This is a genomic window from Salinispora goodfellowii (assembly GCF_059570675.1).
On record NZ_JCANTD010000025.1, the window covers coordinates 50,399 to 77,050 of the forward strand.

At 68.9% G+C, this 26,652-nt stretch carries 21 protein-coding genes and 3 pseudogenes; 12 read left to right on the forward strand and 12 right to left on the reverse strand.

Annotated elements, in window-relative coordinates; all coding sequences use genetic code 11:
• Nucleotides 1-68: 68 nt before the first annotated feature.
• The 5 genes from T398_RS20290 to T398_RS20310 all read left to right on the forward strand — a co-directional run bounded on the left by T398_RS20290 (nt 69) and on the right by T398_RS20310 (nt 5,608).
• Entirely contained in the window at nt 69-455 is a 387-nt protein-coding gene (locus T398_RS20290) for a hypothetical protein (RefSeq protein ID WP_496449140.1), read from the forward strand.
• Nucleotides 452-1,624 (forward strand): alcohol dehydrogenase catalytic domain-containing protein, encoded by a 1,173-nt coding sequence (locus tag T398_RS20295; RefSeq protein ID WP_496449100.1) that lies wholly within the window; start codon nt 452-454, stop codon nt 1,622-1,624. Before T398_RS20290 ends, T398_RS20295 begins: the two co-directional genes overlap by 4 nt.
• Before the next feature lie 25 nt (nt 1,625-1,649).
• Nucleotides 1,650-2,819: a saccharopine dehydrogenase family protein gene (locus T398_RS20300; protein WP_496449101.1), complete on the forward strand. Its 1,170-nt coding sequence runs from the start codon at nt 1,650-1,652 to the stop codon at nt 2,817-2,819.
• A gap of 96 nt (nt 2,820-2,915) precedes the next feature.
• Nucleotides 2,916-4,199, forward strand: coding sequence for a serine--tRNA ligase (gene serS / locus T398_RS20305; RefSeq protein WP_496449103.1), 1,284 nt, complete (start codon nt 2,916-2,918; stop codon nt 4,197-4,199).
• A gap of 416 nt (nt 4,200-4,615) precedes the next feature.
• Nucleotides 4,616-5,608: a zinc-binding dehydrogenase gene (locus tag T398_RS20310; protein WP_496449105.1), complete on the forward strand. Its 993-nt coding sequence runs from the start codon at nt 4,616-4,618 to the stop codon at nt 5,606-5,608.
• A gap of 97 nt (nt 5,609-5,705) precedes the next feature.
• Here T398_RS20310 and T398_RS20315 read toward each other — a convergent pair whose 3' ends face one another.
• Nucleotides 5,706-7,094: a right-handed parallel beta-helix repeat-containing protein gene (locus T398_RS20315; protein WP_496449141.1), complete on the reverse strand. Its 1,389-nt coding sequence runs from the start codon at nt 7,092-7,094 to the stop codon at nt 5,706-5,708.
• 493 nt (nt 7,095-7,587) lie between these two features.
• Between T398_RS20315 and T398_RS20320 the strand changes: the two genes are divergently transcribed.
• Nucleotides 7,588-8,733, forward strand: coding sequence for a site-2 protease family protein (locus T398_RS20320; RefSeq protein WP_496449107.1), 1,146 nt, complete (start codon nt 7,588-7,590; stop codon nt 8,731-8,733).
• A 211-nt stretch (nt 8,734-8,944) separates the two neighbouring features.
• Here the strand turns inward: T398_RS20320 and T398_RS20325 are convergent, their stop codons facing one another.
• The 3 genes from T398_RS20325 to T398_RS20335 form a co-directional block, all read right to left on the reverse strand.
• Entirely contained in the window at nt 8,945-9,982 is a 1,038-nt protein-coding gene (locus T398_RS20325; protein WP_496449108.1) for a hypothetical protein, read from the reverse strand.
• Entirely contained in the window at nt 9,982-10,251 is a 270-nt protein-coding gene (locus tag T398_RS20330) for a hypothetical protein (protein ID WP_496449110.1), read from the reverse strand. The genes T398_RS20325 and T398_RS20330 overlap by 1 nt, the downstream gene beginning before the upstream one ends.
• 275 nt (nt 10,252-10,526) lie before the next feature.
• On the reverse strand, nt 10,527-11,546 hold the full coding sequence (locus tag T398_RS20335) for an NAD(P)/FAD-dependent oxidoreductase (RefSeq protein ID WP_496449112.1): 1,020 nt from the start codon (nt 11,544-11,546) through the stop codon (nt 10,527-10,529).
• Between the two features lie 81 nt (nt 11,547-11,627).
• Here T398_RS20335 and T398_RS20340 point away from each other — a divergent pair, with 81 nt between their 5' ends.
• The 5 genes and pseudogenes from T398_RS20340 to T398_RS20360 all read left to right on the forward strand — a co-directional run bounded on the left by T398_RS20340 (nt 11,628) and on the right by T398_RS20360 (nt 18,261).
• Nucleotides 11,628-12,218: a helix-turn-helix domain-containing protein gene (locus tag T398_RS20340; RefSeq protein ID WP_496449114.1), complete on the forward strand. Its 591-nt coding sequence runs from the start codon at nt 11,628-11,630 to the stop codon at nt 12,216-12,218.
• Between the two features lie 177 nt (nt 12,219-12,395).
• Nucleotides 12,396-13,268 carry an aldo/keto reductase gene (locus T398_RS20345; protein ID WP_496449116.1) on the forward strand — a complete coding sequence of 291 codons (873 nt, stop codon included), beginning with the start codon at nt 12,396-12,398 and terminating at the stop codon, nt 13,266-13,268.
• Between the two features lie 207 nt (nt 13,269-13,475).
• A pseudogene (locus T398_RS20350) lies at nt 13,476-14,896 on the forward strand (right-handed parallel beta-helix repeat-containing protein).
• Between the two features lie 413 nt (nt 14,897-15,309).
• Nucleotides 15,310-16,719: a right-handed parallel beta-helix repeat-containing protein gene (locus tag T398_RS20355; protein ID WP_496449118.1), complete on the forward strand. Its 1,410-nt coding sequence runs from the start codon at nt 15,310-15,312 to the stop codon at nt 16,717-16,719.
• Between the two features lie 177 nt (nt 16,720-16,896).
• Nucleotides 16,897-18,261, forward strand: coding sequence for a right-handed parallel beta-helix repeat-containing protein (locus T398_RS20360; RefSeq protein ID WP_496449119.1), 1,365 nt, complete (start codon nt 16,897-16,899; stop codon nt 18,259-18,261).
• 184 nt (nt 18,262-18,445) lie between these two features.
• On the opposite strand, the gene T398_RS20365 is transcribed toward T398_RS20360, so the two are convergent.
• The 7 genes and pseudogenes from T398_RS20365 to T398_RS20395 form a co-directional block, all read right to left on the reverse strand.
• Nucleotides 18,446-19,333 (reverse strand): IS3 family transposase, encoded by an 888-nt coding sequence (locus T398_RS20365; RefSeq protein WP_496449121.1) that lies wholly within the window; start codon nt 19,331-19,333, stop codon nt 18,446-18,448.
• Entirely contained in the window at nt 19,330-19,554 is a 225-nt protein-coding gene (locus T398_RS20370) for a hypothetical protein (RefSeq protein WP_496449123.1), read from the reverse strand. Before T398_RS20370 ends, T398_RS20365 begins: the two co-directional genes overlap by 4 nt.
• Nucleotides 19,555-19,838: 284 nt before the next feature.
• The gene (locus T398_RS20375; RefSeq protein WP_496449125.1) at nt 19,839-22,325 is read right to left on the reverse strand and encodes an FtsX-like permease family protein; all 2,487 of its coding nucleotides are present in this window, start codon (nt 22,323-22,325) and stop codon (nt 19,839-19,841) included.
• A gap of 5 nt (nt 22,326-22,330) precedes the next feature.
• Complete coding sequence (locus T398_RS20380) at nt 22,331-23,047, reverse strand: ABC transporter ATP-binding protein (RefSeq protein WP_496449143.1); 717 nt, start codon at nt 23,045-23,047, stop codon at nt 22,331-22,333.
• Nucleotides 23,048-23,172: 125 nt separating this feature from the next.
• Nucleotides 23,173-23,613 (reverse strand): hypothetical protein, encoded by a 441-nt coding sequence (locus T398_RS20385; protein ID WP_496449127.1) that lies wholly within the window; start codon nt 23,611-23,613, stop codon nt 23,173-23,175.
• A gap of 407 nt (nt 23,614-24,020) precedes the next feature.
• Nucleotides 24,021-24,203, reverse strand: a complete 183-nt coding sequence (locus T398_RS20390; protein WP_496449129.1) for a hypothetical protein — start codon at nt 24,201-24,203, stop codon at nt 24,021-24,023.
• Nucleotides 24,204-24,205: 2 nt separating this feature from the next.
• A pseudogene (locus T398_RS20395) lies at nt 24,206-24,550 on the reverse strand (transposase); the annotation flags it as partial.
• 246 nt (nt 24,551-24,796) lie between these two features.
• On the opposite strand from T398_RS20395, the gene T398_RS20400 reads away from it, so the two are divergent.
• A complete protein-coding gene (locus T398_RS20400; protein WP_496449144.1) occupies nt 24,797-26,128 on the forward strand; it encodes an IS110 family RNA-guided transposase in 1,332 nt (443 codons plus the stop codon).
• 92 nt (nt 26,129-26,220) lie between these two features.
• Here the strand turns inward: T398_RS20400 and T398_RS20405 are convergent.
• Nucleotides 26,221-26,373, reverse strand: a pseudogene (locus T398_RS20405) (transposase); the annotation flags it as partial.
• Nucleotides 26,374-26,652: the final 279 nt, after the last annotated feature.

The window sequence follows — 26,652 nt, forward strand, 5'->3', positions numbered from 1 at the left end:
AAACGGACCGACCCGACGGGAGGCACGGGGTGAGACACCGCACCAGACGGGCCGGGACCGCTGCCGGGATGCTGGCGAGGCTCGCCGGTGCCCGACGGCGGTTTCACCCGGCCGACCCGCGTCCCGATGCCCCGCCGGGCGGCGGTGGTTGGGAGGTGGTGACGGTCAACCGGCCGCCCAACGAGGTACTGCCCGGCGGGCGACGGCCGGAGCCGCTGCGTCGACTCGGCCGCGCCATCCAGGTGGACGTCTGGCCCGCGCCAGCGGGCCGGGGCACCGAGCTGGCGGCGCGGATCCGTCCTGGTGCGACCCTTCCGGGCCTCGCCGCGCACGTGGCCGGCAACGACCCCGACCGGGTGGTGCGGACCGCGTTGCGACAGGCCAAGCAGCTCGCCGAGACCGGGGAGGTGCTCCGCGCCGACCGCTCGCCGATCGACCGGGGGCTGGCCGGATGAGGGCGCTGTGCTGGATGGGCGCCGGCCGGGTCGCGGTCCGGCAGGTACCCGATCCGGAACTGCGCAACGGCCACGACGCCATCGTGCGGGTACGCCTGAGCGCCACCTGCGGCGGGGACCTGCCCCTCCTGGCCGGTCGGGCACCGTACCTGGCCGACGGGGATGTGCTCGGGCACGAGTTCCTGGGCGAGGTCGTCGCGGTGGGACCACAGGTACACCGGCACCGGGTCGGCGACCGGGTGGTGGCCAGCTCCACCGTGGCCTGCGGCTCCTGCTGGCAGTGCCGCTCCGGCGCACCGTGGTGCTGCGACAACGGAAGCCTGGTGCCGGAGGCGAGCGAGCTGGCGTACGGCCAAGCCGTGCCCGGCGCCTTCGGGCGACCCACCGCTGCGGGCGGGTTCGCCGGCGGGCACGCCGAGTACGTCCGCGTCCCGTACGCCGATGTCGGTGCGTACGGCGTCCCAGACGCGGTCAGCGACGAACGGGCACTCTTCGCCGCGGACGCCGCCCCCGCCGGTTGGCTCGCCGCCGAGCTGGGCGGGGTCCACCCGGGAGCCGTGGTGGCGGTCTGGGGTGCCGGGGCGGTCGGTCAACTCACCGCCCACGCGGCCAGCCTGCTCGGCGCCGACCGGGTGATAATCCTGGATCCGCAGGAGGACCGGCTGCGGATGGCACGACGGCACACCGACGCGGAGACGGTCGACCCACGGCACGCGGACATCCCCGCCGAGCTGCGCGAACGAACCGGCGGGCGGGGGCCGGACATCTGTGTGGAGGCGGTCGGACCAGCCTGGGACGGACGGCCGCGTTCCCTGGCCGAGCGGTTCACCGACGCGGCGGAGCGCCCCCCGGCGGTCCGCGAGGCGGTGCACTCCTGCCGAAAGGGCGGCACCGTGGTCGTGCTCGGCGAGTTCACCGGGCAGGTGGACGCCTTTCCGCTGGACGCGGTCGGCGCCAAGGGGTTGCGGGTGCGGGGTGCGCGGCAACACGGGGCGGGGCAGGTGCCGACGCTGCTGGAGCGGATGGCCCGCGACGAGTTACGGACCGAGTACCTGGCCACCCACCGACTGCCGCTGGAGGAGGGGGCGCGCGGGTACGCGCTGTTCCGGGACCGACGGGACGGCTGCGTTCGGGCCGTCTTCAGCCCGGATCTGCCCCCTGCCGGATAGCCGTCTCAGGTGGCAGACTCGGCAGATGCCTCCGGAGCGGACGTACGACCTCGTCCTGTTCGGCGCCACCGGCTTCACCGGGAGCCTGACCGCCGAATACCTGGCCCAGCACGCGCCGCCCGGGCTGCGCTGGGCGCTGGCCGGGCGGAACCCGGACAAGCTCACAGCCGTCCGGAGTCGACTCGCCGCCATCGATTCAACCCTGGCCGAGCTGCCGTTGCTCACCGCCGATGTCACCGACCCCGCGTCGCTGCGGACGGTGGCCGAGCGCGCCCGGGTGGTCGCCTCCACCGTGGGCCCGTACATCCACCACGGCGAGCCGTTGGTGGCCGCCTGCGCCGCGGCGGGCACCGACTATCTCGACATCACCGGCGAACCGGAGTTCGTCGACCTGATGTACGTACGACACCACGAGACAGCGGTCCGCACCGGCGCCCGGCTGGTGCACACCTGCGGTTTCGACTCGATCCCGTACGACCTGGGTGTCTGGTTCACACTCAAGCAGCTCCCGACGGGCGCGCCGATCAGCATCGACGGTTTCGTCCGGGCTGGGGGCCGCTTCTCCGGCGGCACGTACCACTCGGCCCTGACCGCGTTCTCCCGGACCGGCGAGACGAGCCGGGCCGCCGCGGCCCGGCGGGCGGTCGAGCCGCGACCGGAGGGCCGACGGGTCCGGGCGGTGTCCGGCCGGATCGCCCGCTCCCCCGAACTCGGCACGTGGGTTGTGCCGCTACCGACGATCGACCCCCAGGTGGTCCGCCGCTCGGCAGCCGCCCGCCCGGAGTACGGGCCGGACTTCCGCTACCGGCACTTCGCGGCGGTACGGCGGCTCCCCACCCTGCTCGCTGGGGCGGCCGGGATCGCCGCCGTGACGGTGCTGGTGAAGCTGCCGCCGACCCGGCGCTGGCTGTTCGGTCGGCTGCGCCCCGGGCAGGGCCCGAGCCCCGAACGGCGGGCCCGCTCCTGGTTCCAGCTGCGGTTCCTCGCCGAGAGCGGCGGGCAGCAGGTACGCACCGAGGTGGCCGGTGGTGACCCCGGCTACGACGAGACGGCGAAGATGCTCGCCGAGTCGGCGCTCTGCCTCGCCCTGGACGACCTGCCCGCGACCACCGGCCAGGTCACCCCGGTCACCGCCATGGGCGATGCCCTGCTGGAGCGGCTCCAACGCGCCGACATCACCTTCCGCGTGCGGTAGCCGGAGCCGACGCTGAGGGCAGGCCGGGGGCGGTGGGCCCGCGACGGTAGCATCTGATGGTCCACCTGATATCCGGACGGAGGCGTACGGAGCAGCATGCTCGACATGGAGTTGATCCGGAAAGACCGCGACGCGGTGGCGTCCGCGCTGGCCAAGCGACTGGACCCGGCGGAGGTGAGCCAGGCGCTGGACGAGCTGTCGCAGCTTGACCAGCAGCGGCGCAGTCTGATCTCCGAGATCGACGGCGAGCGGCAACGCCGCAAGGCGGAAGCCCGGGCGTACGCGGAGGCCAAGCGGGCCGGCCGCGAGCCGGAGCCGACGGTGGCCGACGCCGGTCGCCGGCAGCTCGCCGAGTTGGAGACCGAGCTGGGCCAGGTGCAGGACCAGCTCCGGGTGCGCATGAGCGAGCTGCCGAACCTGCCCGCCGAGGACGTGGTGCCCGGCGGCAAGGAGGCCAACCGGGTGGTGAAGACCTTCGGCGAGCCACCGGCGATCGAGAAGGTGCGCGACCACGTCGAGCTGAGCCGACGGTTGGGCCTGGTCGACCACGAGCGGGGCGTGAAGCTCGGCGGCTCCGGTTTCTGGATGTACACCGGGCTGGGCGCCCGGCTGGAGTGGGCGCTGGTCAACTGGCTGATCGACCAGAACATCGCGGCCGGCTACGAGTTCCTGCTCCCGCCGCACCTGCTGCTGGAGACTGCCGGCTTCGCCGCCGGGCAGTTCCCCAAGTTCTACGACGACGTCTACCACCTGGGCCGGCAGTCCGCCCCCCGTGGTCAGTTCCTGCTGCCGACCGCCGAGACGGCGATCCTCGGGGCGTACCAGAACGAGATCCTGGACGCCACGAAGCTGCCGCTGAAGGTGTTCGCGTACACCCCGTGCTACCGCCGGGAGGCGGCCGGGTCGCACTCGGACGAGCGCGGCACCGTGCGCGGCCACCAGTTCAACAAGGTGGAGGTCTTCCAGTTCGTCCTGCCGGAGCAGGCCGACGCGGCGCTGGAGGCGATGGTCGCCCACGCCGAGGGCCTGGTGGAGCGGTTGGGCCTGCACTACCAGCGCAGCCTGCTCGCGGCCGGCGATTCGAGCGCCGCGATGCGCAAGACCCTCGACATCGAGGTCTGGATGCCGAGCACCGGAAAATACAAGGAGGTCTCGTCGGTCTCCTGGGGTGGCGACTACCAGGCCCGGCGGGCGGCGATCCGCTACCGCGAGCCGGGTGGCAAGCAGACCCGTTTCGTGCACACGCTGAACGGCTCGGCGCTGGCCACCAGCCGCCTGTTCCCGGCCATCCTGGAGCAGTTCCAGCAGCCCGACGGGAGTGTCCTGGTGCCGGAGGTACTGCGCGACCGCCTCGGCACCGACCGCCTCGCCCCGCGCTGAGACCGCCGGGATCACCGCCGCCGGGGATGCCGGGCGCAGACCCCGGCGTGGTCGGGCCAGAGCCGGCAGCGTAGGCCGCCGGGCATGAGCCGATCGCAGGGACCCAGTGCGCCACCACCCGGTCGAGCCGCTGGGCGGAGAGCAGGTCGTTCACGGCGGCGGGCAGGTGGATGACCCAAGGTCCGGTCACCGGTCGCACCCGGTCCAGGAAGGCCACCACCTCCCCTGCGACCCAAGTGCATAGGCCACCTTCGTAGCAGGGGTCAGGGGCAGGGCACTGGGTCGCTGAACCTAGCCCTGCCACTTCGTAGGCGGTGGCGACGTCGGACAGTCGGAGCGGGTGGCTTGACCTCAACCGAGGTTTAGGTTGAACCCTGGTCGGGATGCTGTCTGTCCCAAAGGGGTGCTACTTACACATGCGCGCAATCCAGGTAACCGCCTTCGGCGGTCCAGAGGTGCTGTCGCCTGCGGAACTGCCCGACCCGGCGCCCGGCCCCGGCCAGGTTGTCGTCGCCCTAGCCGCGGCGGACGTCATCTTCCTCGACACCCTGCTGCGCAGCGGCTGGGGACAGGACTTCTTCCCCCGCACGTTGCCCTATGTGCCGGGTGGCGGCGGAGCAGGCGTAGTCGTGCAGACCGGCGACGGGGTGGACCCGGCATGGATTGGCCGGCGGGTAGTCGTACAGACCAGCACCGGCTACGCCGAACGAGTCGCCGCGCACGTCGAGGAGATCCTGCCAGTTCCCGACGGCCTGGCCATCGAGGCAGCCGCGGCACTGGTGCACGACGGCGTGACCGCGCTCCGCCTGGACCAACTGGGCACGCCGCGGAAAGGAGAGTGGGTACTGGTCTCCGCTGCCGCTGGTGGAGCCGGATCACTGCTGGTGCAACTAGCCGTCAACGCCGGCGCGCGGGTGGTAGCCGCCGCTTCCACCGACTCCAAGCTGGTGCTGGCCCGCCAACTGGGCGCGGAGATCGCTATCGACTACACCCGACCGGACTGGATCGATCAGGTGCGGGAAGCAACAGGCGGCGGTGTCGCGCTGGTTTACGACGGGGCTGGTGGCCCAACCGGCACGGCCACCCTGGATGCGGTCGCCGACGGCGGACGGCTCGTCACCTACGGCACCGCCGACGGCCTCGCGACCCCAGACCCCGATTCGGCCGCGGGCCGCGGCATTCGGATATTCGCACCACTGTTGGACGGCCCGCCGGACCGACAGACCGTACGCGAACTGTTGGGCCTGGCCCTGGAACGGACCACGCGGGGACGCCTGCACCCGGTGATCGGCGCCACCTACCCGCTGGAACGGGCCGCTGACGCTCACCGCGCACTGGCCATGCGCGCCACGGTCGGCAAGTCACTGTTGCTGATCGGCGACCAGTCGGGGCGATCGACCTCCCAGTAGCTGGCGGGACCACGTGTGTCGGACCGCTTCCCAAGGGTGCCGCTTGCACGCCTGACGCCCCCGGCGACTGCCGGGGGCGTCAGCTGTGGTGGATCGGTCAGCCGAAGCAGGTGGGTACGGGGTTGGGGCTGTCGGTGCAGTTGCTGGGTCGGTTGTTGATGATGATGACCTTGCCGAAGACGTCGATCACGCCGCCGTTGTAGACGCCACCGGGGTCGTTTTGGGCGAGGTTGTCGGTGACACGGACGTCGGTGAGGGTGAGGACGGTGGTGTCGTTGAATGGACTGAAGTAGATGCCGCCGGCGACATCCCCGGCCTGGTTGCCGGAGACGGTGGTGCGGCGCAGGGCCACCACGGGGTCGCCGTCTTCCACGCCGACGATGGCGATGCCGCCGCCGTTGCCGGTGGTGGCGGTGTTGTAAACGATCTTACTGTCCTCAATGGTGGCGCCGATGTCCTCAAGAAGGTAGAGCCCCCCGCCGGAGGTGGCGGTGTTGTCGGTGACCTTGACGTGCTGGAGCAGGAGGGATTCGTCACCGTCGTCGTAGATACCGCCGCCGAGGCCGCTGGCGGTGTTGCGGGTGATGGCGCTGTGGACGATCTCGGTGAGGTCGCCGTCACCGTGCACGCCGCCACCGTCGTCAGCGGTGTTGTCGCTGATCACGACGTGGCTCACGGTCACGTTTCCGTCGTCGTTGGCCAACCCGCCGCCTTCGTCACCGGCGGTGTTGTGGGTCACCTTCGACTTACTGATCGAAAGGGCGGCGTTGTCGCTGAAGATGCCGCCGCCGTCGCCGCCAACAGTGTTCCGGGTGATGGTGCTCTTGGTGATCGTGACCTTGCTCCGGTCACTGAAGATTCCGCCACCTTCGCTATCCACGCCGGTGGCGATGTTGTCCCGGACGGTTACCCGTTCGAGGGTCAGGCGGGTGCCTTCGCCAGCAGTGATGCCGCCGCCGTCGAGATCCGCAACCTGCCCCCCGGCGACGGTGAGGTCTTTGAGGGTGAGGTCGCCGCCGGTGACGACCTCGAAGATGCGGAAGTTGTCGGCGGCGGCGGCCCGGATGATGGTGGCGCCCTGGCCGTGGATCGTGATGGGTTGGAAGACCGCGGGTAGTCCGTTGTTGTCCTGGTTGACGGTGAGGGTGTAGGTGCACTTCTCGGCCAGGCGGAGCGTGCCGCCGCCGGCCTGGTTCGCCGCGGTGATCGCGGCGATCAGCGCGTTGGGGTCGCAGGGCACCGGGGTGCCCTTGTCCTTCCCGTCACCGTGCGCCTCCCGGCTCCAACCCGGATTGCCGGCAGCGCTCTTGTCACCTCCCTGGCCACTGTTTGCGGAGCCGCTTCGGTGCTGCTCCGGGCCGCCCTTGCCGGGGGCGCCGCCGCCGTCGCTGCCGAGGAGGGAGGCTCGGGCGAACGTCCCTGGCGCTTGGGCGGAGCTCATGGATCCGGTGGCGGCCACGGTCGCGAAGCCAGCGAGAGTCGCCACCCCCAGCGTCGTCGCCGTCCGGGCTAGCCGCCGCCGACGGGCTCGTCCTGGTGGCCGTGCTTGGTCCGGCATCGTGATCTACCTTCGTGTCGGTCGGTCCCCGCTCCTGGTGAAGCGGTGGAGCGGCCATCCAGCCGCACAAGCAGTTAAAGCCCACCAAACCGAATAATGAGGTGATTTCACCACAAAATTCCTCATATCGGTACAAGGCACCCGGCACACCAACCCGGAAGCCGACCACTGCCAAGCCGATAACCTTGGCCGTTTCTGAGGACATTTTCGGCCTCATGTCTCTTTCTAGCCGTCGTGAGGCTAGCGCGCGGGTGGCTGCTACCAACGATTCGGTCGCCACGAAGCCACCCGGTCCATCCGACGGCGGGTAGCATCGGCACTGGCCGGCGCTGGGCCCAACCCCCTGGCCGCACGAGCTCGCGACGACCGGTGGTCCTTTCGCCCCTGGCATGGGGGCAGAGTCCAGGGGTATGCCCGGAAGATGAGGGCAAGCTTCCGGCTCGGCCGGATCGTGGGCGTACCAGTCGGGGTCAACTGGAGTGTCCTGGTCATCTTCCTGGTGATCGCCTGGGCGCTCTCCGCCAACCAGTTCCCCCGCACCTACCCGGACCAGCCGGGGATCGCGTACCTGCTCGCCGGCCTCGCCGCCGCCGTGGTCTTCTTCCTCGGCCTGCTCGCCCACGAGGTGTCCCACGCGATCGTCGCCAAGCGCAACGGGCTCGAGGTCAGCGGCATCACGCTGTGGCTCTTCGGCGGTGTCGCCGAGCTGAAGGGCGAGGCACCGAACCCGGGCGCGGAGCTCCGCATCGCCGGGATCGGACCGCTGGTGAGCCTACTGATCGGCGTCTTCTTCGGCGCCATCGCGGCGGCAGTGGCGATGACCGGGCACGACGGGCTGTGGCTCGGCGCGCTAGCCTGGCTCGCCGGCATCAACGTGCTGCTGGCCGTCTTCAACGTGCTGCCGGCCGCCCCGCTCGACGGCGGACGGCTGCTGCGGGCGGCGGTCTGGAAGGCCACCGGGGACCGAACCAAGGCGTCGGTGGTGGCCGCCCGGGCCGGCTGGGTCCTCGGAGCGCTCCTGATCGGTCTGGGATTCTGGCAGTTCTTCGCTGGCGGCGGGTTCGGCGGCCTGTGGCTGATTCTGATCGGTTGGTTCCTGATCGGCGCCGCCACGATGGAGGAGCGGCAGGCCCGGATGGGTAGCGCCCTGAGCGGCATCCGGATCGCCGACGTGATGACCCCAGAGCCACAGACCGCCGCCGGCGACATGACCGTGGCCGACTTCATCGAGCACTACCTCTTCGCCTACCGGTACTCGACGCTGCCGCTGGTCGCCGACGACCGGCCGGTCGGGCTGATCACCCTCGACCGGGTCCGCCGGGTACCGGCAGATCGCCGCTCCGCCACTACCCTCGCCGAGATCGCCTGCCGCACCGACGAACTGGTGCTCGCCGCCCCGGATGAGCCGCTCAACGAGCTCCTTCCCCGGCTCACCGACTGCGCCGACGGGCGGGCGCTCGTGGTGGACGACGGGCGGCTGGTCGGGATCGTGTCGCCCAGCGACATCAGCCGGGCGGCGCAGCGCGGCAGCATGCGGGAACAGTTGGCCGGACGGCCGGGTTCCTAACGAATGCGGTTACCACCGACCGGGCCGGGAACTCCCGGTCGATGAGCAGCCACCGTGTTCCGGCACCACCGACCACGCCGGGCCCACAGCCCACCCCGGCACCGCCACCAGCCCCGACCCCGGTGCCGCACCCCGGACCGCCGCCGCGCACCAGGCCACCAGCGCTGACCGGGCCGCCGCGCACCGGGTCGACGCCACACACCCGAACCCCTCAGACGTACGGTCGGGTGGTGTAGGCAGCCTTGAGTGCGGCCAGGCCGGCGTCCTTCGGCACCAGCCGGCCCCAGCCGGAGTTGAAGTAGTTCGTCCGCACGATCCGTGGCCCCCGCTCCGCGTTGAGCGCGGCGACGGCGGCCGGCACGGTCCTGATCCACGCCGCCTGGTCGGGAAGCTCAGCCGACCGGACCCCCCACTCCGCGATCAGGACCGGGCGGGAGAGTGCGATCGGGCCCAGATCGGCGACCGCCCAGCCCTTGGTACGGCGGAACCGGGCCAGCGCGGTGTGCGTGGCGCTGGTGGCGTAGACATTCCACTGCAGGAAGTCGAGCTTCGCCATCAGCGCCTCCGGGTGGGTCCGCTGATAGCAGGCCCGGTCGAAGCCGCCCGCCCCCACTGAGAAGGTGGTGCCGGCGGGCAGGCTCCGGGCCTTGAACCAGGTGACGATGTACGTCAACGCCGCCACCGCACGGGCGTCAGACTCCGCCCAGGAGTACGCCCTCCCCGCCTCCGTGGTGCCGAACTCGTGGTCGGTGTCCAGCTCCGAGGCGAGTTGGAGGTTCACCCCCACGCCCATCTCCTGGTACTGCGCCAGCGCTCGCGCGAACAGTCCGTCGCACTGCCCGGAGAGCACCTGGCCATACCCGTACGCCCGGGGCCAGGTCGTCCCCGGCCGTTGCTGGATGGTCATCGCCGGGGCCGGGACCGTGTACGTCCGACCGTTGACCCGGAACGTCTGCTCTCTGGCGTGCGGGGCGCCGTAGTGCTTCAGCTCCAGCACCATATTGATCTTCATCCCGGCCCCGGCGAGCTCCGTCAACCAGGGCTTGTTCCACCCCGGGAAGAGATAGCCGTCGGCGAAGCTGCGGTACTGGGTCAGTGACCGGATGTTCCCGCCCGCCAGGTCCGCTATCGGATTTCCGTTGCCGGAGAGGTAGTAGCCGCCCAGGACGGGCGAACCAACCTGGTAGTCGGCGGTGGTGGTGGCGGTGCGCCCGCCGGAGTCGCGCACCGTGACGGTGACCCGGGGCATCACGCCACCGCCCGGTAGTTGGCCACCGCGCCGTTGTCCGACAGCTTCGTCCAGGCGCGGCCGGCGTCATCGGTGACGGTGATGGTGAGCGGGTCGATGACCGCGGTCACCTGCGCGGGCTCGCTACTGCGGCCCCGCACGTCGGTGAGCACGACGGTGATGGTCACCGGGCAGGTATCGGTGTCGCTGTAGGTGACGGTCAGTCTCATCTCATCACCGGGAGCGTAGACCGCCGCGTTCAGGGCGACGGTCACGGTGGGAGCAGCCATGGGTCGGCTCCTTCCAAGCGTGGGTGGGGCGGGCCGACGGCACGGATCGCGTCAGCGACGACGCTCGCGCCGGGCTCGGTGGGCGGCGGTGCCGACCGGAACACTGCTGGCCCCGCCAGGCCGAGGGTCGCCGATGTGGCCCGCCATCCACGCCTCTCACCTGCTACAACAGTGCATCGGTGCGATGCCCGGCGTCCTGTCCGCTAGCCGATCAGCCAGCTGTCGCGCGCCTGATTGCCCCTCTTCCGGGCTGCCCCGTGACGCCCCGTTGCCGGTCACAGTCCGTGCCGGCCCTCGCCCGCCACCAGCTCGGCGACCCGCGCCTCGGACCGGCCCGAGAACGGGTGTCGCAGGGCGGTGACCGCCCGTTGGGTCTCCGCAGCGATCAGGTCAGCGTTGATCGCGGCTCCGGCGACAGCGCCGCCAGCCGCGGCGGCGCCTACCTGGGCCACCAGGTCGGTGACGTTGCCCGCCGCCCAGACCCCCGCCACCTCGGTGCGCCCGGTCGGATCGGCCGGGATGTGCTCGCCGAGCCCGCTCGGGTGCTCGACCGTCCGCAGCCCGAGCCCGGCCAGAAACCCGGCCCGCGCCACCATCCGCGGCCCAACCGCCAGGGCGGTCCGGGGTACGACCGTGCCGTCCACGAGCCGCACCCCGACGAGTCGGTCGTCGGCGGTCTCCAGGGCCGCCACCGCACCGGTGACCACCCGTACACCCCGGGCTTGCAGCTGCTCCGCCTGCTCCTCGTCGGGTCCGGCGGACATGTGGGTGAAGTAGCTGATGTCGGCGCTGAGCTGACGGAAGAGCAGGGCCTGGTGTGCCGATCGCGGACTGGTGGCGAGCACGCCGATGGCCTGGTCCCGCACCTCCCAGCCGTGGCAGTACGGGCAGTGGAGAACGTCTCGGCCCCAGCGTTCGGGTAGCCCGGGAATGCTCGGTAGCAGGTCGACCAGTCCCGTGGTGACCAGCAGGCGGCGGGCCCGTACCGACCGGCCGTCGACCGTGGTCACGATGAAGCCGGCACCGTCCCGAGCCGCGGCCGCGACCTCGGCGGTCACGACGTGGCCACCGTAGCCGCGCACCTCGGCCCGGCCGCGCCGAAGGAGCTCGGCCGGCGGCATATCCTCGCGGCCCAGCAGCCCGTGCACCCCCTCGGCCGGGGCGTTGCGTGGGACACCCGAGTCGAGAACCACCACCGATCGGCGCGACCGGGCGAGCATCACCGCCCCGTTCAGGCCAGCGGCACCGCCACCGGCCACCGCCACGTCGTAGCTCTCCTGCAACTGATCGGTCATTCTGACCACCTCCTGCGGCCACGGTGCCCCCAGCCCAACAGCGGCAGCAAACTCTGTTGCCGATGTGGCAAACTCTTGGCCATGGAGGGTGACCTGCACCAGGCTCTTGACGAGGTCGGCCCCCGGCTGCGCGCCCTGCGCCGCCAGCGTGGAACCACCCTGACCGAGCTCTCGACGGAGACCGGCATTTCGGTGAGCACCCTCTCCCGGCTCGAGTCGGGCACCCGCCGGCCAACCCTCGAACTGCTCCTCCCCCTCGCCCGCGCCCACGGTGTCACCCTCGACGACCTCGTCGGGGCACCGCCCACCGGCGACCCCCGCATCCACCTGCGCCCGGTCACCCGCCACGGCATGACCGTGCTGCCGCTGACCCGACGAGTCGGCGGCATCCAGGCCTTCAAGCTGATCATCCCGACCGGAAGGCGGGAGCCAGAACCAAAGACCCACGACGGGTACGAGTGGCTCTACGTGCTGAACGGGCGGCTACGGCTCCTGCTCGGCGAGCACGATCTCGTGCTGACGCCCGGCGAGGCGGCCGAGTTCGACACCCGGGTCCCGCACTGGTTCGGCGTCGCCGAGGATCAGCCGGTCGAGATCCTCAGCCTCTTCGGCCAACAGGGAGAGCGTGCCCACCTCCGCGCCCGGCCCAGGACGCCACCAGCGTCGGAGTGAGGCGACCGGCCCACTCCCGCCAAATCGGGCCACTCGCCCCGACCTGACCGATGAACCCCGACCACACCCGACAGTGGTCGAAGGCGATGGGTACTGTGCGATTGACCCGCGGCAGTAGGGGTATACCAGACCAGGTAGGTCTGCCGCCGCCCACCGACCCGACGAGGGGACGCCCGCATGTCACCGCACGCCAATAGCCAGCCGGTCAAGGCCTCCGGTACCTTCCGCATCGGTGGCGACCTCCCGGTCAACCGACTCGGGTACGGATCCATGCAGCTCGCCGGCCCGGGAGTCTGGGATATGCCGGACGATCCGGCGAAGGCGGTCCGGGTACTCCGACGCGCCGTCGAGCTCGGGGTGACGTTCATCGACACCGCCGACTCGTACGGGCCATTCGTCTGCGAGGTGCTGATCAAGGAGGCACTACACCCGTACGCCGATGATCTCGTCATCGCGAGCAAGGCAGGGCTGGTCCGGGGCGGGCCGAACGACTGGAAGCCGCTCGGGCTCCCGAGGTACCTGCGGCAACAGTGCGAGATGAGCCTTCGCTACCTAAACCTGGACTGCATTCCGCTGTACCAGCTGCACCGCATCGACCCGGAGGTGCCCCTTGCGGACCAACTCGGCGAGTTGGTCCGGCTTCAGCAGGAGGGCAAGATCCGGCACATCGGCCTCTCCGAGGTGACCGTCGAGCAGATCGAGGCAGCCCGACAGATCACCCCGATCGCCACCGTGCAGAACCTCTACAACGTGAGCAAGCGGGATGCTGAGCCGGTGCTGGAGTACTGCGAGCGCAACGACCTTGGGTTTATCCCCTGGTACCCGATCGCCACCGGTGACCTCGCCCGCCCCGGCGGCCCGCTGGACGTGGCCAGCACCGAGTACGGCGCGACACCGGCGCAGCTCGCCCTCGCCTGGTTGCTGCGACGCTCGCCGGTCATGCTGCCCATTCCCGGCACGTCCTCCGTGGCGCACCTGGAGGAGAACGTCGCCAGCGCCGAGGTGCGGCTCACCGACGAAAACTTCGAGGCTCTCACCAGGGCCGCCTGATACCTACCCATCCGATGGGCGGGCATCCCCTAAGCGGACTTTTGTCCGTTTAGGTCATTTATTTCGCATTCATGTTCATTCGAGTTCGGTGTCGGCTTAGCGTGCGGGGTGGCTGCTACCGCCTGCCCGGTAGCCGAGGAGCACCACCCCGGTCTGCCCCCGGTGGTGGGTCCTCGTCGTTCACGGGGGAAGGACACCGAGACCACGATGAACCAGCAGCACCACATCCACGAACCCGAACCGGAACCGGAGCACACTGGTGCGCACCGGACGACGTCACGGCGGCGCTGGTGGGCCGTCGGGCTCGCCAGCGTGGCCGGACTGGCCCTCACCACCGCCGGAGTCGCCGCCACCCCGGCCGCTGACGCCATCGGACGCACCCTCACCACCGATGGCCACTCCGACAAACGTGACCAGCCACATGGCGGCGACCGGCGCGACGACGACCGTGGCAAACATGACGACGGCAAGAGCAAGAACGACAAGGGCAAGGGGAAGAAGAAGGCCACACCCAAGGGCACCCGGTCCCCTGCGACGCGGATGCCCTGATCGCCGCGATCGTCCTCGCCAACGCCCGCGACGGCGCCGTGCTCGACCTCGCCGACAACTGCACCTACCTACTCACCGCCGACCTCGACGGCAACGGCCTGCCCGCCATCACCGCCCCCATCACCCTCAACGGCGGCAAGAACACCACCATCGAACGCGCCGCCGCCGTCGACGAATTCCGCATCATCACCGTCGACACCGGCGGCAACCTCACCCTCAACAAACTGAAAATCACCGGCGGCCACACCGACAGCGACGGCGGCGGCATCCTCGTCAACCCCGCCGGCACCCTCACCACCAACCACAGCACCATCACCCGCAACATCGCCGACGCCAACGGCGGCGGCATCGCCAACAACGGCACCACCCGAGTAAACCACTCCCACATCAAACGGAATACCGCCAGCCAACAAGGAGGCGGAATCAACAGTGATGGCCTCCTGGAAGTCAACAAGTCTCATACTGATGCGAACACCGCCGGCATCGGCGGCGGCATCTTCGAAACCGGCAATACCGTCTCCGTCAAAGGCGGCAGCATCTCCGACAATCGCGCAGCTGTCACTGGCGGTTTGCTCGTGGTCAGCGGCGCCAACGCCCTGGTAGCCGGCACCAAAATCACCGGAAATAACAGCACCAGCACTACCGGCGGCGGCGTCCGGGTCGACGGAACCGCACAGCTGACGATGCGGCACGTCAACCTGTCGAACAATACGTCGACCTTGGACGGAGCCGGGCTACGCGTCGGACAGGGCAACAACATCGCCGTGATCGAGGACAGCATTATCGAGAACAACAACACCGCGTCAGGCTCGGGTGGAGGAATCCAAAACGCCGGAGAAACGGTGTTACGCCGAACAAAGATAATCGGCAACCGCGCCTTTAACGGCGGCGGCATCCTTAACAGCGCTGGGGGCACCGTCCGTCTCTTTGACACACAGGTGGTCAAGAACATCGCCGTCAACGACGGTGGGGGCATCTTCAACAGTGGCGGCGTGGTGAACCTGAACACCGCCACCGGCACCATCGTCATCAAGAACCGACCCAACAACTGCGTCGACGTACCCGGCTGCGCTGGATAGCAGTCCGAGTACCCCGGCCACGAGGGGTCCCGTTCTGCCGCCTGCCGGTGAGAGCGGGGCCCCTCCGCCATATCTACACGGCCAGCGCGGACAGGTACGGAGACTGCCCTCGGCTACCAAACGATGGGCAGCGCTCACCTCGAAGCCGGCACACCGGCCCCTCCGAGGTGACCGTCGAGCAGATCGCGGCAGCCCAGAAGATCACCCCCCATCGCCACGTGCAGAGCCGGGTCACGCCCGGCACTTTTTGCCGACTTTAGGCATTTTCCTCGCATTCATGTTCTTTTGGGCTTGATGTCGGTTTACCGTGCGGGGTGGCTGCTACCGCCTGCCCGGTAGCCGAGGAGCACCACCCCGGTCTGCCCCCGGTGGTGGGTCCTCGTCGTTCACGGGGGAAGGACACCGAGACCACGATGAACCAGCAGCACCACATCCACGAACCCGAACCGGAGCACACTGGTGCGCACCGGACGACGTCACGGCGGCGCTGGTGGGCCGTCGGGCTCGCCAGCGTGGCCGGACTGGCCCTCACCACCGCCGGAGTCGCCGCCACCCCGGCCGCTGACGCCATCGGACGCACCCTCACCACCGATGGCCACTCCGACAAACGTGACCAGCCACATGGCGGCGACCGGCGCGACGACGACCGTGGCAAACATGACGACGGCAAGAGCAAGAACGACAGGGGCAAGGGGAAGAAGGAGGCCACGCCCAAGGGCACCCCGGTCCCCTGCGACGCGGATGCCCTGATAGCCGCGATCGTCCTCGCCAACGCCCGCGACGGCGCCGTGCTCGACCTCGCCGACAACTGCACCTACCTACTCACCGCCGACCTCGACGGCAACGGCCTGCCCGTCATCACCGCCCCCATCACCCTCAACGGCGGCAAGAACACCACCATCGAACGCGCCGCCGCCGTCGACGAATTCCGCATCATCACCGTCGACACCGGCGGCAACCTCACCCTCAACAAACTGAAAATCACCGGCGGCCACACCGACAGCGACGGCGGCGGCATCCTCGTCAACCCCGCCGGCACCCTTACCACCAACCACAGCACCATCACCCGCAACATCGCCGAGGTCGCCGGAGGCGGCATCGCCAACAACGGTACGACGACTCTCCATCACTCCACCGTCAGCCGAAACACTGCCGGCACTAACGGCGGCGGCATCTTCAGCACCGCCCTACTGAATGTCAAAAAGTCCAACATAGCTAACAACACCGCCAGCGCCTCGGGTGCCGGCATCCACAGCAATGAGGGCAGGATAATGGTGGAGCACAGCCGAATTGCCGGCAATCAGACTCCGACCAGCGCTGGCGGCGTGGAGCTGTTCGGCGGAACCGGAACGGTCACGAAGACCGAGATTACCAACAATACCGCCATGGCAACCGGTGGCATTCTGGCGAACTCCGGACAACTCACCCTCCGCAACGTGATCATCGCCAACAATACCGCGACATCGGGGCTGGCCGGCGGACTGTCGGTGGACCCCGGCACCACCACGGTGGTCGAGGACAGCATCATCAAAAACAACACCGCTGGCGCAAACGGCGGCGGAGTCTTCAACTTCGATTCACTGGTGTTGCGAGACACAAAGGTCATCGGAAACCAGTCAGGAAACCAGGGAGGCGGAATCGTCAACGGACCTAACGCCACCCTCTCCCTCTTCGACACACAGGTCGTCAAGAACATCGCCGTCACCGACGGTGGGGGCATCTTCAACAGCGCCGGCGTGGTGAACCTGAACACCGCCACCGGCACCATCGTCATCAAGAACCGACCCAACAACTGCGTCGACGTACCCGACTGCGCCGGATAGCGCCCTCGCACAGATTCGAACGAATGAGGGTTCCGCCCCTCCGCCCACCGGCGGAGGGGCGGAATCCCTCAATCCACTGCGGCTGGAAAGGACCTGCCGAGCCACAGGAACGAATACCCTCGCCCACGCCAACGCGTGGGCTCCTCATCCACAACGAGGAAGGACACCGACGCTGCGATGAACCATCAGCACCAGGAGCACAGACCGGACCGTCTGGACAGAACCCAGGCGAGATCAGGATGGCGGTGGTGGGCCGTCGGGTTGGCCGGCATGACCGGCCTGACCCTGGCCGCGGTCGGCGGCCCCACCGCCGCAGAGGCCGACGCCGTCGGACGAACCTCCGCCACCGCCGACGACCGCCCCTCCGACCGGGACCACCGCAACAAAGGCACGGACGGCAAGCACGACGACAGAAGCAAGGAAGAAGGGGGGAAGAAGCCCGAGGGCACCCCCGTGCCCTGCGACGCGGATGCCCTGATCGCCGCGATCGTCCTCGCCAACGCCCGCGACGGCGCCGTGCTCGACCTCGCCGACAACTGCACCTACCTACTCACCGCCGACCTCGACGGCAACGGCCTGCCCGCCATCACCGCCCCCATCACCCTCAACGGCGGCAAGAACACCACCATCGAACGCGCCGCCGCCGTCGACGAATTCCGCATCATCACCGTCGACACCGGCGGCAACCTCACCCTCAACAAACTGAAAATCACCGGCGGCCACACCACCGAAAGTGGCGGGGGAATTCTCGTCCGCGCCGGTGGAACATTGGCCACCAAGCACAGCACAATTACCCGCAACGTCGCACTAGCCCCGGGTGGCGGCATCTCCAACAACGGCACCACCCGAGTCACCTATTCTCGTATCGAAAGAAACAGCACAAACCAGCTCGGCGGCGGCATCAACAGTACTGGCACGCTGGAAGCTGTTAAGTCCCACATCGACACGAACGACGCCACTATTGGCGGCGGCATCTATGGATCCGGCAACACTGTCATCAAGGACGGCAGCATCTCCGACAACCAGGCTACTGTAACCGGAGGGCTGTATCTGGCTGGTGCCAACGGAATCGTAACCGGCACCCGAATTACCAGAAATGGTAGTACCGGCGCCGGCGCCGGCGGCGTCCGGGTCGAAGCGAACGCGCAGCTGACGATGCGCCACGTCAACCTGTCATACAATACGTCGCCCAGCCCTGCCGGCGGGCTGCTCGTCGGAGAGGGAAACAATTTCGCCCTGGTCGAAGATAGCCTCATCAAAAACAACACCTCCCCGGACTCCGGCGGAGGAGTTTTCAACAGCGGAGAAACGGTGTTACGACGCACCAAGGTAGTCGGCAACCAGGCCAGTCAGGGCGGCGGAATCCAGAACTTCGGCACGCTCAGCCTCTTCACGACGAAGGTGGTCAAGAACATCGCAGTCACCGACGGTGGGGGCATCTTCAACAGCGGCGGCGTGGTGAACCTGAACACCGCCACCGGCACCATCGTCATCAAGAACCGACCCAACAACTGCGTCGACGTACCCGATTGCGCGGGCTGACCCCCGCTGCCTGGAGCCCTCGAGGGGGTTCCGCGTTCCGTCCATGGGCGGAAGGCGGAACCCCTCGTCTTCCACTCCAGCGCCTCCGGGCTCCCTCGGGCTCACAGGTTCAGAGGTCAACCCCCGCCGGGCAGCACCAATTCTTCGCAGGTGAAGTTCCACCCTGGGATCGGTCACCGGGGTTTCATGCCGCGAGGGCGTGGGTCTGACGGTAGCAGGCGCGGATTTCGTGGGGTGTGCGGTGGTTGAGTGTCGAGTGTAGACGGGTGTGGTTGTAGTAGGTGAGGTAGGCGAAAACGTCTCGGCGGGCCTGCTCTCGGGTGGCCCAGATGCGGGTGCCGATCTCGGTCTTGAGGGTGGCGAAGAACGATTCGGCGACGGCGTTGTCGTAGCAGGAGCCGACCCGTCCCATCGACGGGCGCATGTTCAGGCTGGTCAGGGTGGTGCGGAACTCGGTGGAGGTGTACTGGTGGGATCCGCGGTCGGAGTGGAAGATCGCCTTCGGGTCGACCAGGCCCCGTCGGTGGGCGAGGGTGACGGCGTCGGCGACGAGTTCGGCGCGCATGTGTGTGGCCATGGCGTGGCCGATGACTTCGCGGGTGTGCAGGTCGATGGTGGTGGCCAGGTAGAGCCAGCCTTCGGCGGTGGGTAGGTAGGTGATGTCACCGACGAGGCGTTGTCCGGGGGCGTCGGCGGTGAAGTTCCGCCCGATCAGGTCCGGCGCCGGCGCGGCCGTGGCGTCTTGCTTGGTCAGGCTACGGCGTCGCCGGCGGGTGATCCCGACGATGCCGCGTTCCCGCATGATCCGCTCGACCCGCTTGCGGTTGACCCGCCGGCCGCGTCGGCGCAGCTCGACGGTCACCCGGGGGGACCCGTAGGCGTGGCGGTGCCCCGCGTGGATGGCGGCGATCTCGGCGGCGAGCCTGTCCTCGGCCTCGGCGCGCTGCTCGCGGGCCGGCTGCGCGGTCAGCCACTCGTAGAAGCCGGGACGTCGTACCGCCAGGACGCGGCACAGCCGCTGTACGCCGTATTCGGCGCGGTGTTCGGAGATGAACCGGTAGCGGAGGGTCATCGACCCATCTCCCTGGCAAAATAGGCGGCCTTGCGCAGGATCTCCTTCTCGACCTGCAACTCGGCGACCTGCTTGCGTAGCCGCCGCAGTTCCTCGCGCTCATCGGCGTCGACCGGTTCACCGGAGCGCCCGCGAACCCGGCCGGCGGCGTCGGCGGTCTTCGCGGCGTTGACCCAGTTCCGCAGCGTCTCATGGTTGACCGAGTTCCTGACCGACCTCACGTAGTGACCGGCCCGACGAGCGGACCAGCTCAACAGCGTCCCTACGAAACTGCTCGGGGTACTTCGATGGACGTGGCACCAGGCCATCCTTCCCCAGACCGCTGTCTGGACTCAGGGTGTCCGGTCCGCAGGGGGAGCTTCAGGGTGCGATGGTGCCACCGCTCCGGGCGCGTCTACCCGTAACGGCCCGCTGTTGACGCGGGTGGCTGAGCCGCGAAACCAGCGGTCCTCGGCCGTCAGCAGGCTGGCGCTCGACGGAGTCCTTCCTTCAACCGGTGTCGGGCCTAGTTCAGTCGGCGTACGAGGACGAGTCGGCTTTTGGTGAGGGCTGCGCTGCCGGCTACCGCGAGGGCGGGTGCGAGGATGATCACGATGCCGATTGCTGTCCATGGCACGTTCCATGTGACGCCGGGGCGGAAGGCGATGATGCCTGCTGCGGGCGCGATGCCGGTGAGGGCGCCGAGTGGGACGCCGAGGCCGACGACGAGGCCGGCGTGGGCTGCGGTGATGGTGCGGGTGATTCTCGGTCCGGCGCCGACGGCGGCGAGGGTGGACAGGTCGGGGCGGAGTTCTGATGTGGCCAGTCCCACGGCGATCGCGCTGGCGGCAAGGGTGACGCAGCCGCTGATCAGGGCGAGTATCAGGGCGATCGGTCCGAGCTGAGCGTGGGTGTCGGCGGGTGGTTGTCCGATGACGACCTGGTGGGGACTGGCGGGTGCTACGTCGTGGGGAGCTTGCGCCTGCACGCTGAGCAGCAGGTTTCGGGCGGCGGCGAGTTCGTGTTGGTGGGGGATGCGGGTGGTGTCGATAATGATTCCGCCGGGACGGGTTGCCACGCCGACTTCGGTGGCGGTGGTCGGGGAGATCAGTGCGCCGGGTAGCACGGCCCGGTCACGGAAGTGCGCGGGCGCGGCGGCCAGTACGGCGGGGATGGCTGTCGGTTGCGTTGTCCCGGTCAGTTGGAGGCGGCCGTCGGTGATGAACTCCGGGTAGAACGCTACGGCGTGTCCGTCGCGGATGGCGTTCGTGATCGTCTCGTCCGGCTCGTTGCCGGTCACCGCGCGCACGATGTCTGTTCCGCCGACGGCGACGGTTTGTGACACGAGTGGGGGCGGCCCTGGTTGGGGGGCGATGTTGGTGTAGGCGACCTCGGTGTCGGCGACGGTGAGACGCAGCAGGTCGCGTGCTGGCAGTGTCTGCCGTAGCGTTCGGGTGTGGTCGGTGGTGAGTAGACGGGCCGCCTCGGCGGGGATGAGGATTTGCCCGGTGCGGGCCTCCGGTTGGGCGGCGGCGCCGGTTCTCGTGTCGGCGGCGGTGTAGAGGATGAGCCCGACGCTGCCGGCGGTGGCGGCGCAGACGGCGGCCACCGCGGCGCCGGTGCGGAGTTGGTGGCGTGCGCCGTGGCGCCACGCCAGCCGTACCGGTGTGGGGAGGAAGGTCGCGAGTCGTCCGGCCATCCCCACGATGGCAGGGCCGCATGCGGCCACGCCGAGCAGGATCAGGCCGCTGCCGAACGCGACGATGGCCGCGCCGGCGACGTCTGGTTGCGCCGCCCAGGTCGTGAGGGCGACACCGACCGCGCTTGCGGTGAGTCCGGTGACCAGCAGTCGCCGGCCGCCACGGGATCCGGCTACCTCGCGGTTGGTCAGCGCCGCTCGGACCGGTGCGCGGGCCACCGCCCGAGCCGGGCCGAGCGCCGCCAGCAGGCACGCCAGCACGGCCAGCATGGCGATGCCCGCCAACTGCCAGACGGCGACCGTCTCACCGGCCAGGGGCCGGTCGACCAGCCGCTGAAGCCACCCGTGTGCGAGCCGGACCGTCACCGTCCCGAGGACGGCTCCCACCACACCGGCGATCAGGCCAAGTACCAGCCCGTTCGCGACCACAACTCGGGTCAGCTGACGACTGCTCGCACCGACGGCGGCGATCAGGCCGAGTTCCCGGCGTTGCCGGCGGGCCGCGACCGCGAACGCCGCCGCAACCAACAGCACGACCTGCGCCCCGGCAAAGACCACGACGATCGTGATACCGGCCGCGACGGCGGCCTGCTCGGAGGGGTCGGGGCCGAGCGAGTCACGGAAGAGGTAGCCGACGTCGCTTCGCCCCTGGCCCAGCGGTGGCCGCCAACCGGCGGCGTCCGGGGGGAGTTCGACCAGGAAGCCCCGATGCCCACCCGCCGACAACTCCTGCCCCGCCGCCACGAGAAGTGCCTCCCGGCCGAGCTTGTCCGCGGTATCGACGACGCCGACAACGGTGAGCTGCCGCTCGGGAAGCCCGGCCCGCACCGTGTCGCCGAGCCTCACACCGAGGGTCGCGGACAGCCTGGAGCTGACGGCCACCTCGGCGGCTCCGGCCGGTGGCCTGCCGGTCCGCAGCAGATAGGCGCCTGCGTTGACGGGGTCGGCGAGGTCTACCGCCCGGTACTCGCGGACCAGATAGCCGCCGCCAGACGACGCCACCACCGTGTCGCCGTCGCGGTAGGGGACGGCCCGGCTACCCGCCGGCAGATCCTGAAGGACCTCCTCAGCCTGGCCGCCGGAGACCAGCATGGCCGCCGTCCCCAACCGCCAGGTAGCCGCCTGGTCGGCAGGAACTGACACCACCGTCCACGCTCCGGCGAGGACGGCCGCCGCGTACACCGGCACGAGCAGCAACAGCACCACCAAACCGCTGCGGACCGGATGACGCGCCGCAGTCCGCGTCGCGAGCCGCAGCGCCACACGCCACGACCCGATGAACGGGCCGCCTGGCACCCGCTGCCGATGGGTCACGAGGCTTACTCCCCCGCGTGTGGCACGCTCGCGGGACGTCCGGTGGCGGCGACGATGCTGCCGTCGCGGATCTCGATCACCCGGTCGGCCCGGTCAGCCACCCCCCGCTCGTGCGTGACGACGACCGCGGCGGCACCACGACTGATCCGCGTCCGCAACACCTCGATGATCGCCTTGCCCGTCGCCGTGTCCAGGGCGCCGGTCGGCTCGTCGGCGAGCAACAAACGGCGTCCGCCAACGAGCGCACGGGCGATCGCTACTCGCTGCTGCTGGCCGCCGGACAACTGGTCCGGATAGCGGTCGGCCTGATCGGCCAACCCGACCGCCGACAACTCCGCCAACGCCTCACGGTGGGCGACCCGTCGCGCGACACCGGCCAGCTCACGCGGCAACGCGACGTTCTCGGTAGCGGTGAGCGCCGCGACCAGGTTGAAATCCTGGAAGACATAACCGATCCGATCCCGCCGCAGCGCCGCCAACTCCGGAGCCTGAAGCGCGTGAAGCGGCTGCCCGTCGACCCACACCTCGCCACCGGTCGGCGAATCCAGCCCGCCCGCGATGGCGAGCAGAGTCGACTTACCCGCGCCAGACGGCCCGATCATCGCGACCAACTCACCCGCCCGCACCTCGAAGTCAGCTTTCACCAAGGCGTGAACAGTCGTCTCTCCCACCGAATAGACACGACTGACGTCACGAAACGTCAATACCGGGTCGTACGCCACCGACAGAGGCCCCCGATCTCCCCGAGTCAATGCGGCACCGGTCGCGAGCCGCATCTCAGCCCAACCGAAACGCGGTTCACGACCGACAGTACCGAGCTGGGCCGTCAATGACCCGCCACTACATTCTAGCCAATCAGGCGGGCGTAAACCTCGATTGGCCGCCCACTGCCGTTGAGTTCGAACTCTTTGACAATGCCGCTGGGGCATGCCTTCGGGCCGTAGTGCCACGTGGTCCCGATCAGGGCGTAGACCTGCACGCACAGGCCGTCGGCCCGACGGTCCTTCGCCCAACCGGTGATCGTGACGTTGTTGTTGGAGCAGCCCACGGTCCAGTGGGCTTCACCGGCCACAAAGATCCCCCTACGCAACGTGACGTCCTGCGTGTCGCCGCACGCCGCCAACACCCCGTACTCGCCGTCACCCACCGCCGTGCTCGACTGTCCGCCGACGGGCTTTGCGGCAGCCGGCGCGGCTGACGTGAAGCCGACGCCGACGAGTCCGGTAATCAACATGACGGTGGCCGATCCGGCGCCTGCAAGCCGTCTCGCCAACCTCGGTGCGCTCATGCCATCCTCCCGTGTCTTTCGATCATGGCGCTGATTCAACGCGACCAGAACGCGCGCGTCATCCGCAACGCCCACATAAGACGGAGGGCATTGGAGAACCTTCTCGGGGTCACACCGCACCTGTAAGTGAGACTTACAACACAGTCAATGGAGGATTCACCGGATCCAGGCGCAAACTTCGGTCGCGATCGAGGGGCACCGCAGGCGAGCGGCCCTCTATTATGGATGATCGACCAATTCGGGACTCAGTGTTGCCGTGTTGTTCATGTCGTGGCTTCCGCAGTCTCGTACCGGCTTCCTGCTCTCTTCCGAAGCAGCTTTAGCGCAGAGCATGACGTGTAGACACTTCACGTTTGCCTCGGACGCGGGGGTGCCGTCGCTGCCGATCGGGTAGGCAGTTCCCATGATTAGCGCGCGGCTATCCGTCGCGGGATGAGCGCCTGGAAGGTGGGGTGGTCCAGCCAGGCGACCCTGCCGGCCCATTGTGTGGCGAGGTTGGCGTTGACGTTCAGTGGTTTCTGCCAGGTGAGGTGTCCGGTGGCGCGTAGTGCGACGTAGGCCGTGGAGAGGCTGTGTCGGAGGTTGAGCACGGTGATGCGTTCGCGTGCTTCGCGGCGGTCACCACGACCGCGATGACCAGCCCCAACGCGTCCACGGCCAGGCCCCGCTTGCGTCCCGGTACCTTCTTCGCCGCGTCTTTGCCGGTCGTGGCGGCCGGGACGTGGTTGGCCGCCCGGATCGACTGGGTGTCCAACACCACCGCGGTCGGATCCTCCCGGCGGCCGGCTTTCTCCCTCGCCTGGCAGCGCAGCAGATCATGGATCGTCTGGTCGGCGCCGTCGTCCCGCCACAGGGCGAAGTAGTAGTAGGTGGCCGACTTCGGCGGCAGGTCGTGTGGCAGGTACGCCCACTGGCAGCCGGTCCGGTTCTGGTAGAAGAAGTCACCCGGTCGGTTCCCGAACGCCTCGCAGGCGTGAAAATTGGTGCGCTGGTCGCCCGCCGACGCCGCGCGATCTTGGTCTTTGAAGGCCGTGTAGAAGTCTGGCGCCGGGGCCCCGACCTTGATGGGTCACGCACTGTTGCTTCGAGCACGCCGGTCAGATTTTCGGTTCCCGACCGAGGCCCCCGGGTGGCCAGCCCAAGGTTCCAGTCGATAACGGGGGTGAAGGGAAGAGATGAGCGGATGCGTGCAGCGCCTGTAGAGATTCCGGACGCCGACAGTGAGACGGTCCTGTCGCGGGTATGCGCGATCGATGTGGCCAAGGAGTTCGAGACGGTCTGCACCCGGTTGCCCGGACCAACAGGGCGACGCGGCAGCCGGGTCTGGCAGGTCGCCGCGACAACCAACGCGGTGACCGACCTGGCCGCGCAGCTCGCGGCCGCAGACGTGCAGAAGGTCACGGTGGAGAGTACGTCGGATTACTGGCGGATCTGGTTTTACCTGCTGGAGGCAGCCGGCTTAGACGTGCAGTTGGTCAATGCCCGGGACGTGAAGAACGTGCCGGGACGGCCGAAGACCGACAAGCTCGACGCGGTGTGGTTGGCCAAGCTCACCGAGAAGGGCTTGCTGCGGCCCTCATTCGTGCCGCCGGCACCAATCCGGGCCTTGCGTGACTACACCCGCATGCGGGTCGATCTCATCCGTGACCGGACCCGCAATCTGCAGCGGATGGAGAAACTCCACGAAGACGCGCTGATCAAGGTCACTACCGTGGCATCCAGCCTGCGGACGCTGTCGACACGGGACATGATCGAGGCGCTCATCCGCGGCGAGCATGACCCGAACGCACTGGCTGAACTGGCTCGTGGCCGCATGCGCGGTAAGCGCACGGCGCTGATCGAAGCACTGACCGGCCGGTTCAAGGAGCACCACGGTGAACTGGCCCGCATCCTGCTCGACCAGATCGACCGTCTCGACAAGCAGATCGCGCACCTGAACGACCGCATCGACGCTGTGCTGGCCGAAATCGATCCACCACAGCCATCCGGTGACGCCATACCGGCCCAAGATGCGATCACCGTGAGTACTGCCCGACAGCGGCTCTGTGAGATCCCAGGCATCAGCACCGAATCCACCCAAATGATCATCGCCGAGATCGGCCTCGACATGAGCCGCTTCGCTACCCCGGCGCACCTGGTGTCGTGGGCCCGGCTCTGCCCACGGACCATCCAGTCCGGAACCAGCCTCAGCGCTGGCAAAGCGGGCAAGGGCAACCCCTACCTCAAAGGAACGCTCGGCATGGCCGCTGCCGCCGCAGCCCGCGGCGGTGACACCTTCCTGGCTGAACGCTACCGGCGCCTGGTGAAACGCCGCGGCAAGAGCAAAGCCCTCGTCGCCGTCGCGCGATCCATGCTTGTCATCGTCTGGCACTTGCTGGCCCACCCCGGCGCCCGGTTCCACGACCTCGGTGCCGACTTCTACGAACGACGTGTCGACACCAGCCGCAAGACCGCCAGCCTCGTACGACAACTCGAAGCCCTCGGACTCGCCGTGACGTTGCAACCCGCCGCCTGACATCCCTCCCTACTTCACACCGACTTCCACCCCGACCGTCGGGCAGGTCCGTGCACCCAAAACCCGCCGTGGCACAGGTTATTTACCGGTCAGATCGCGTTCACGATTTCCCGCAGGTCGTAGTCGCCTTCACGACCGGAAACCGACACCGCGACCCGCTTGGCCTTCCACGCCTGCAGGAACGGTCCGATCAGCGCCCACTGCTCGTCGGTGACGTCACTGGGGTATGGCTTCCGGTCACCCATGACCGGCCTAACGCTGCTACCGCCTGACGGTCACGACCAGGATTCACATTCTCCCGCATTGGCCGATACCTACCAATAGCGAACCCCGCCAAAATATCTTCAACCGGGCACACGGAATAGATCAGCTCGAACGTCTGCGGACCACCCTCTGAGATGGGCACCTGCACCCTGGACAGTGGGGATGAGGTGCCGGTTGCCGTGTTCGCCCCGGGGGCCCAATCGGGGTGGGTTGACTCAATGAGAGAGATCGGGGCGTTTGTGGTGGAGGGCGACCGGTGG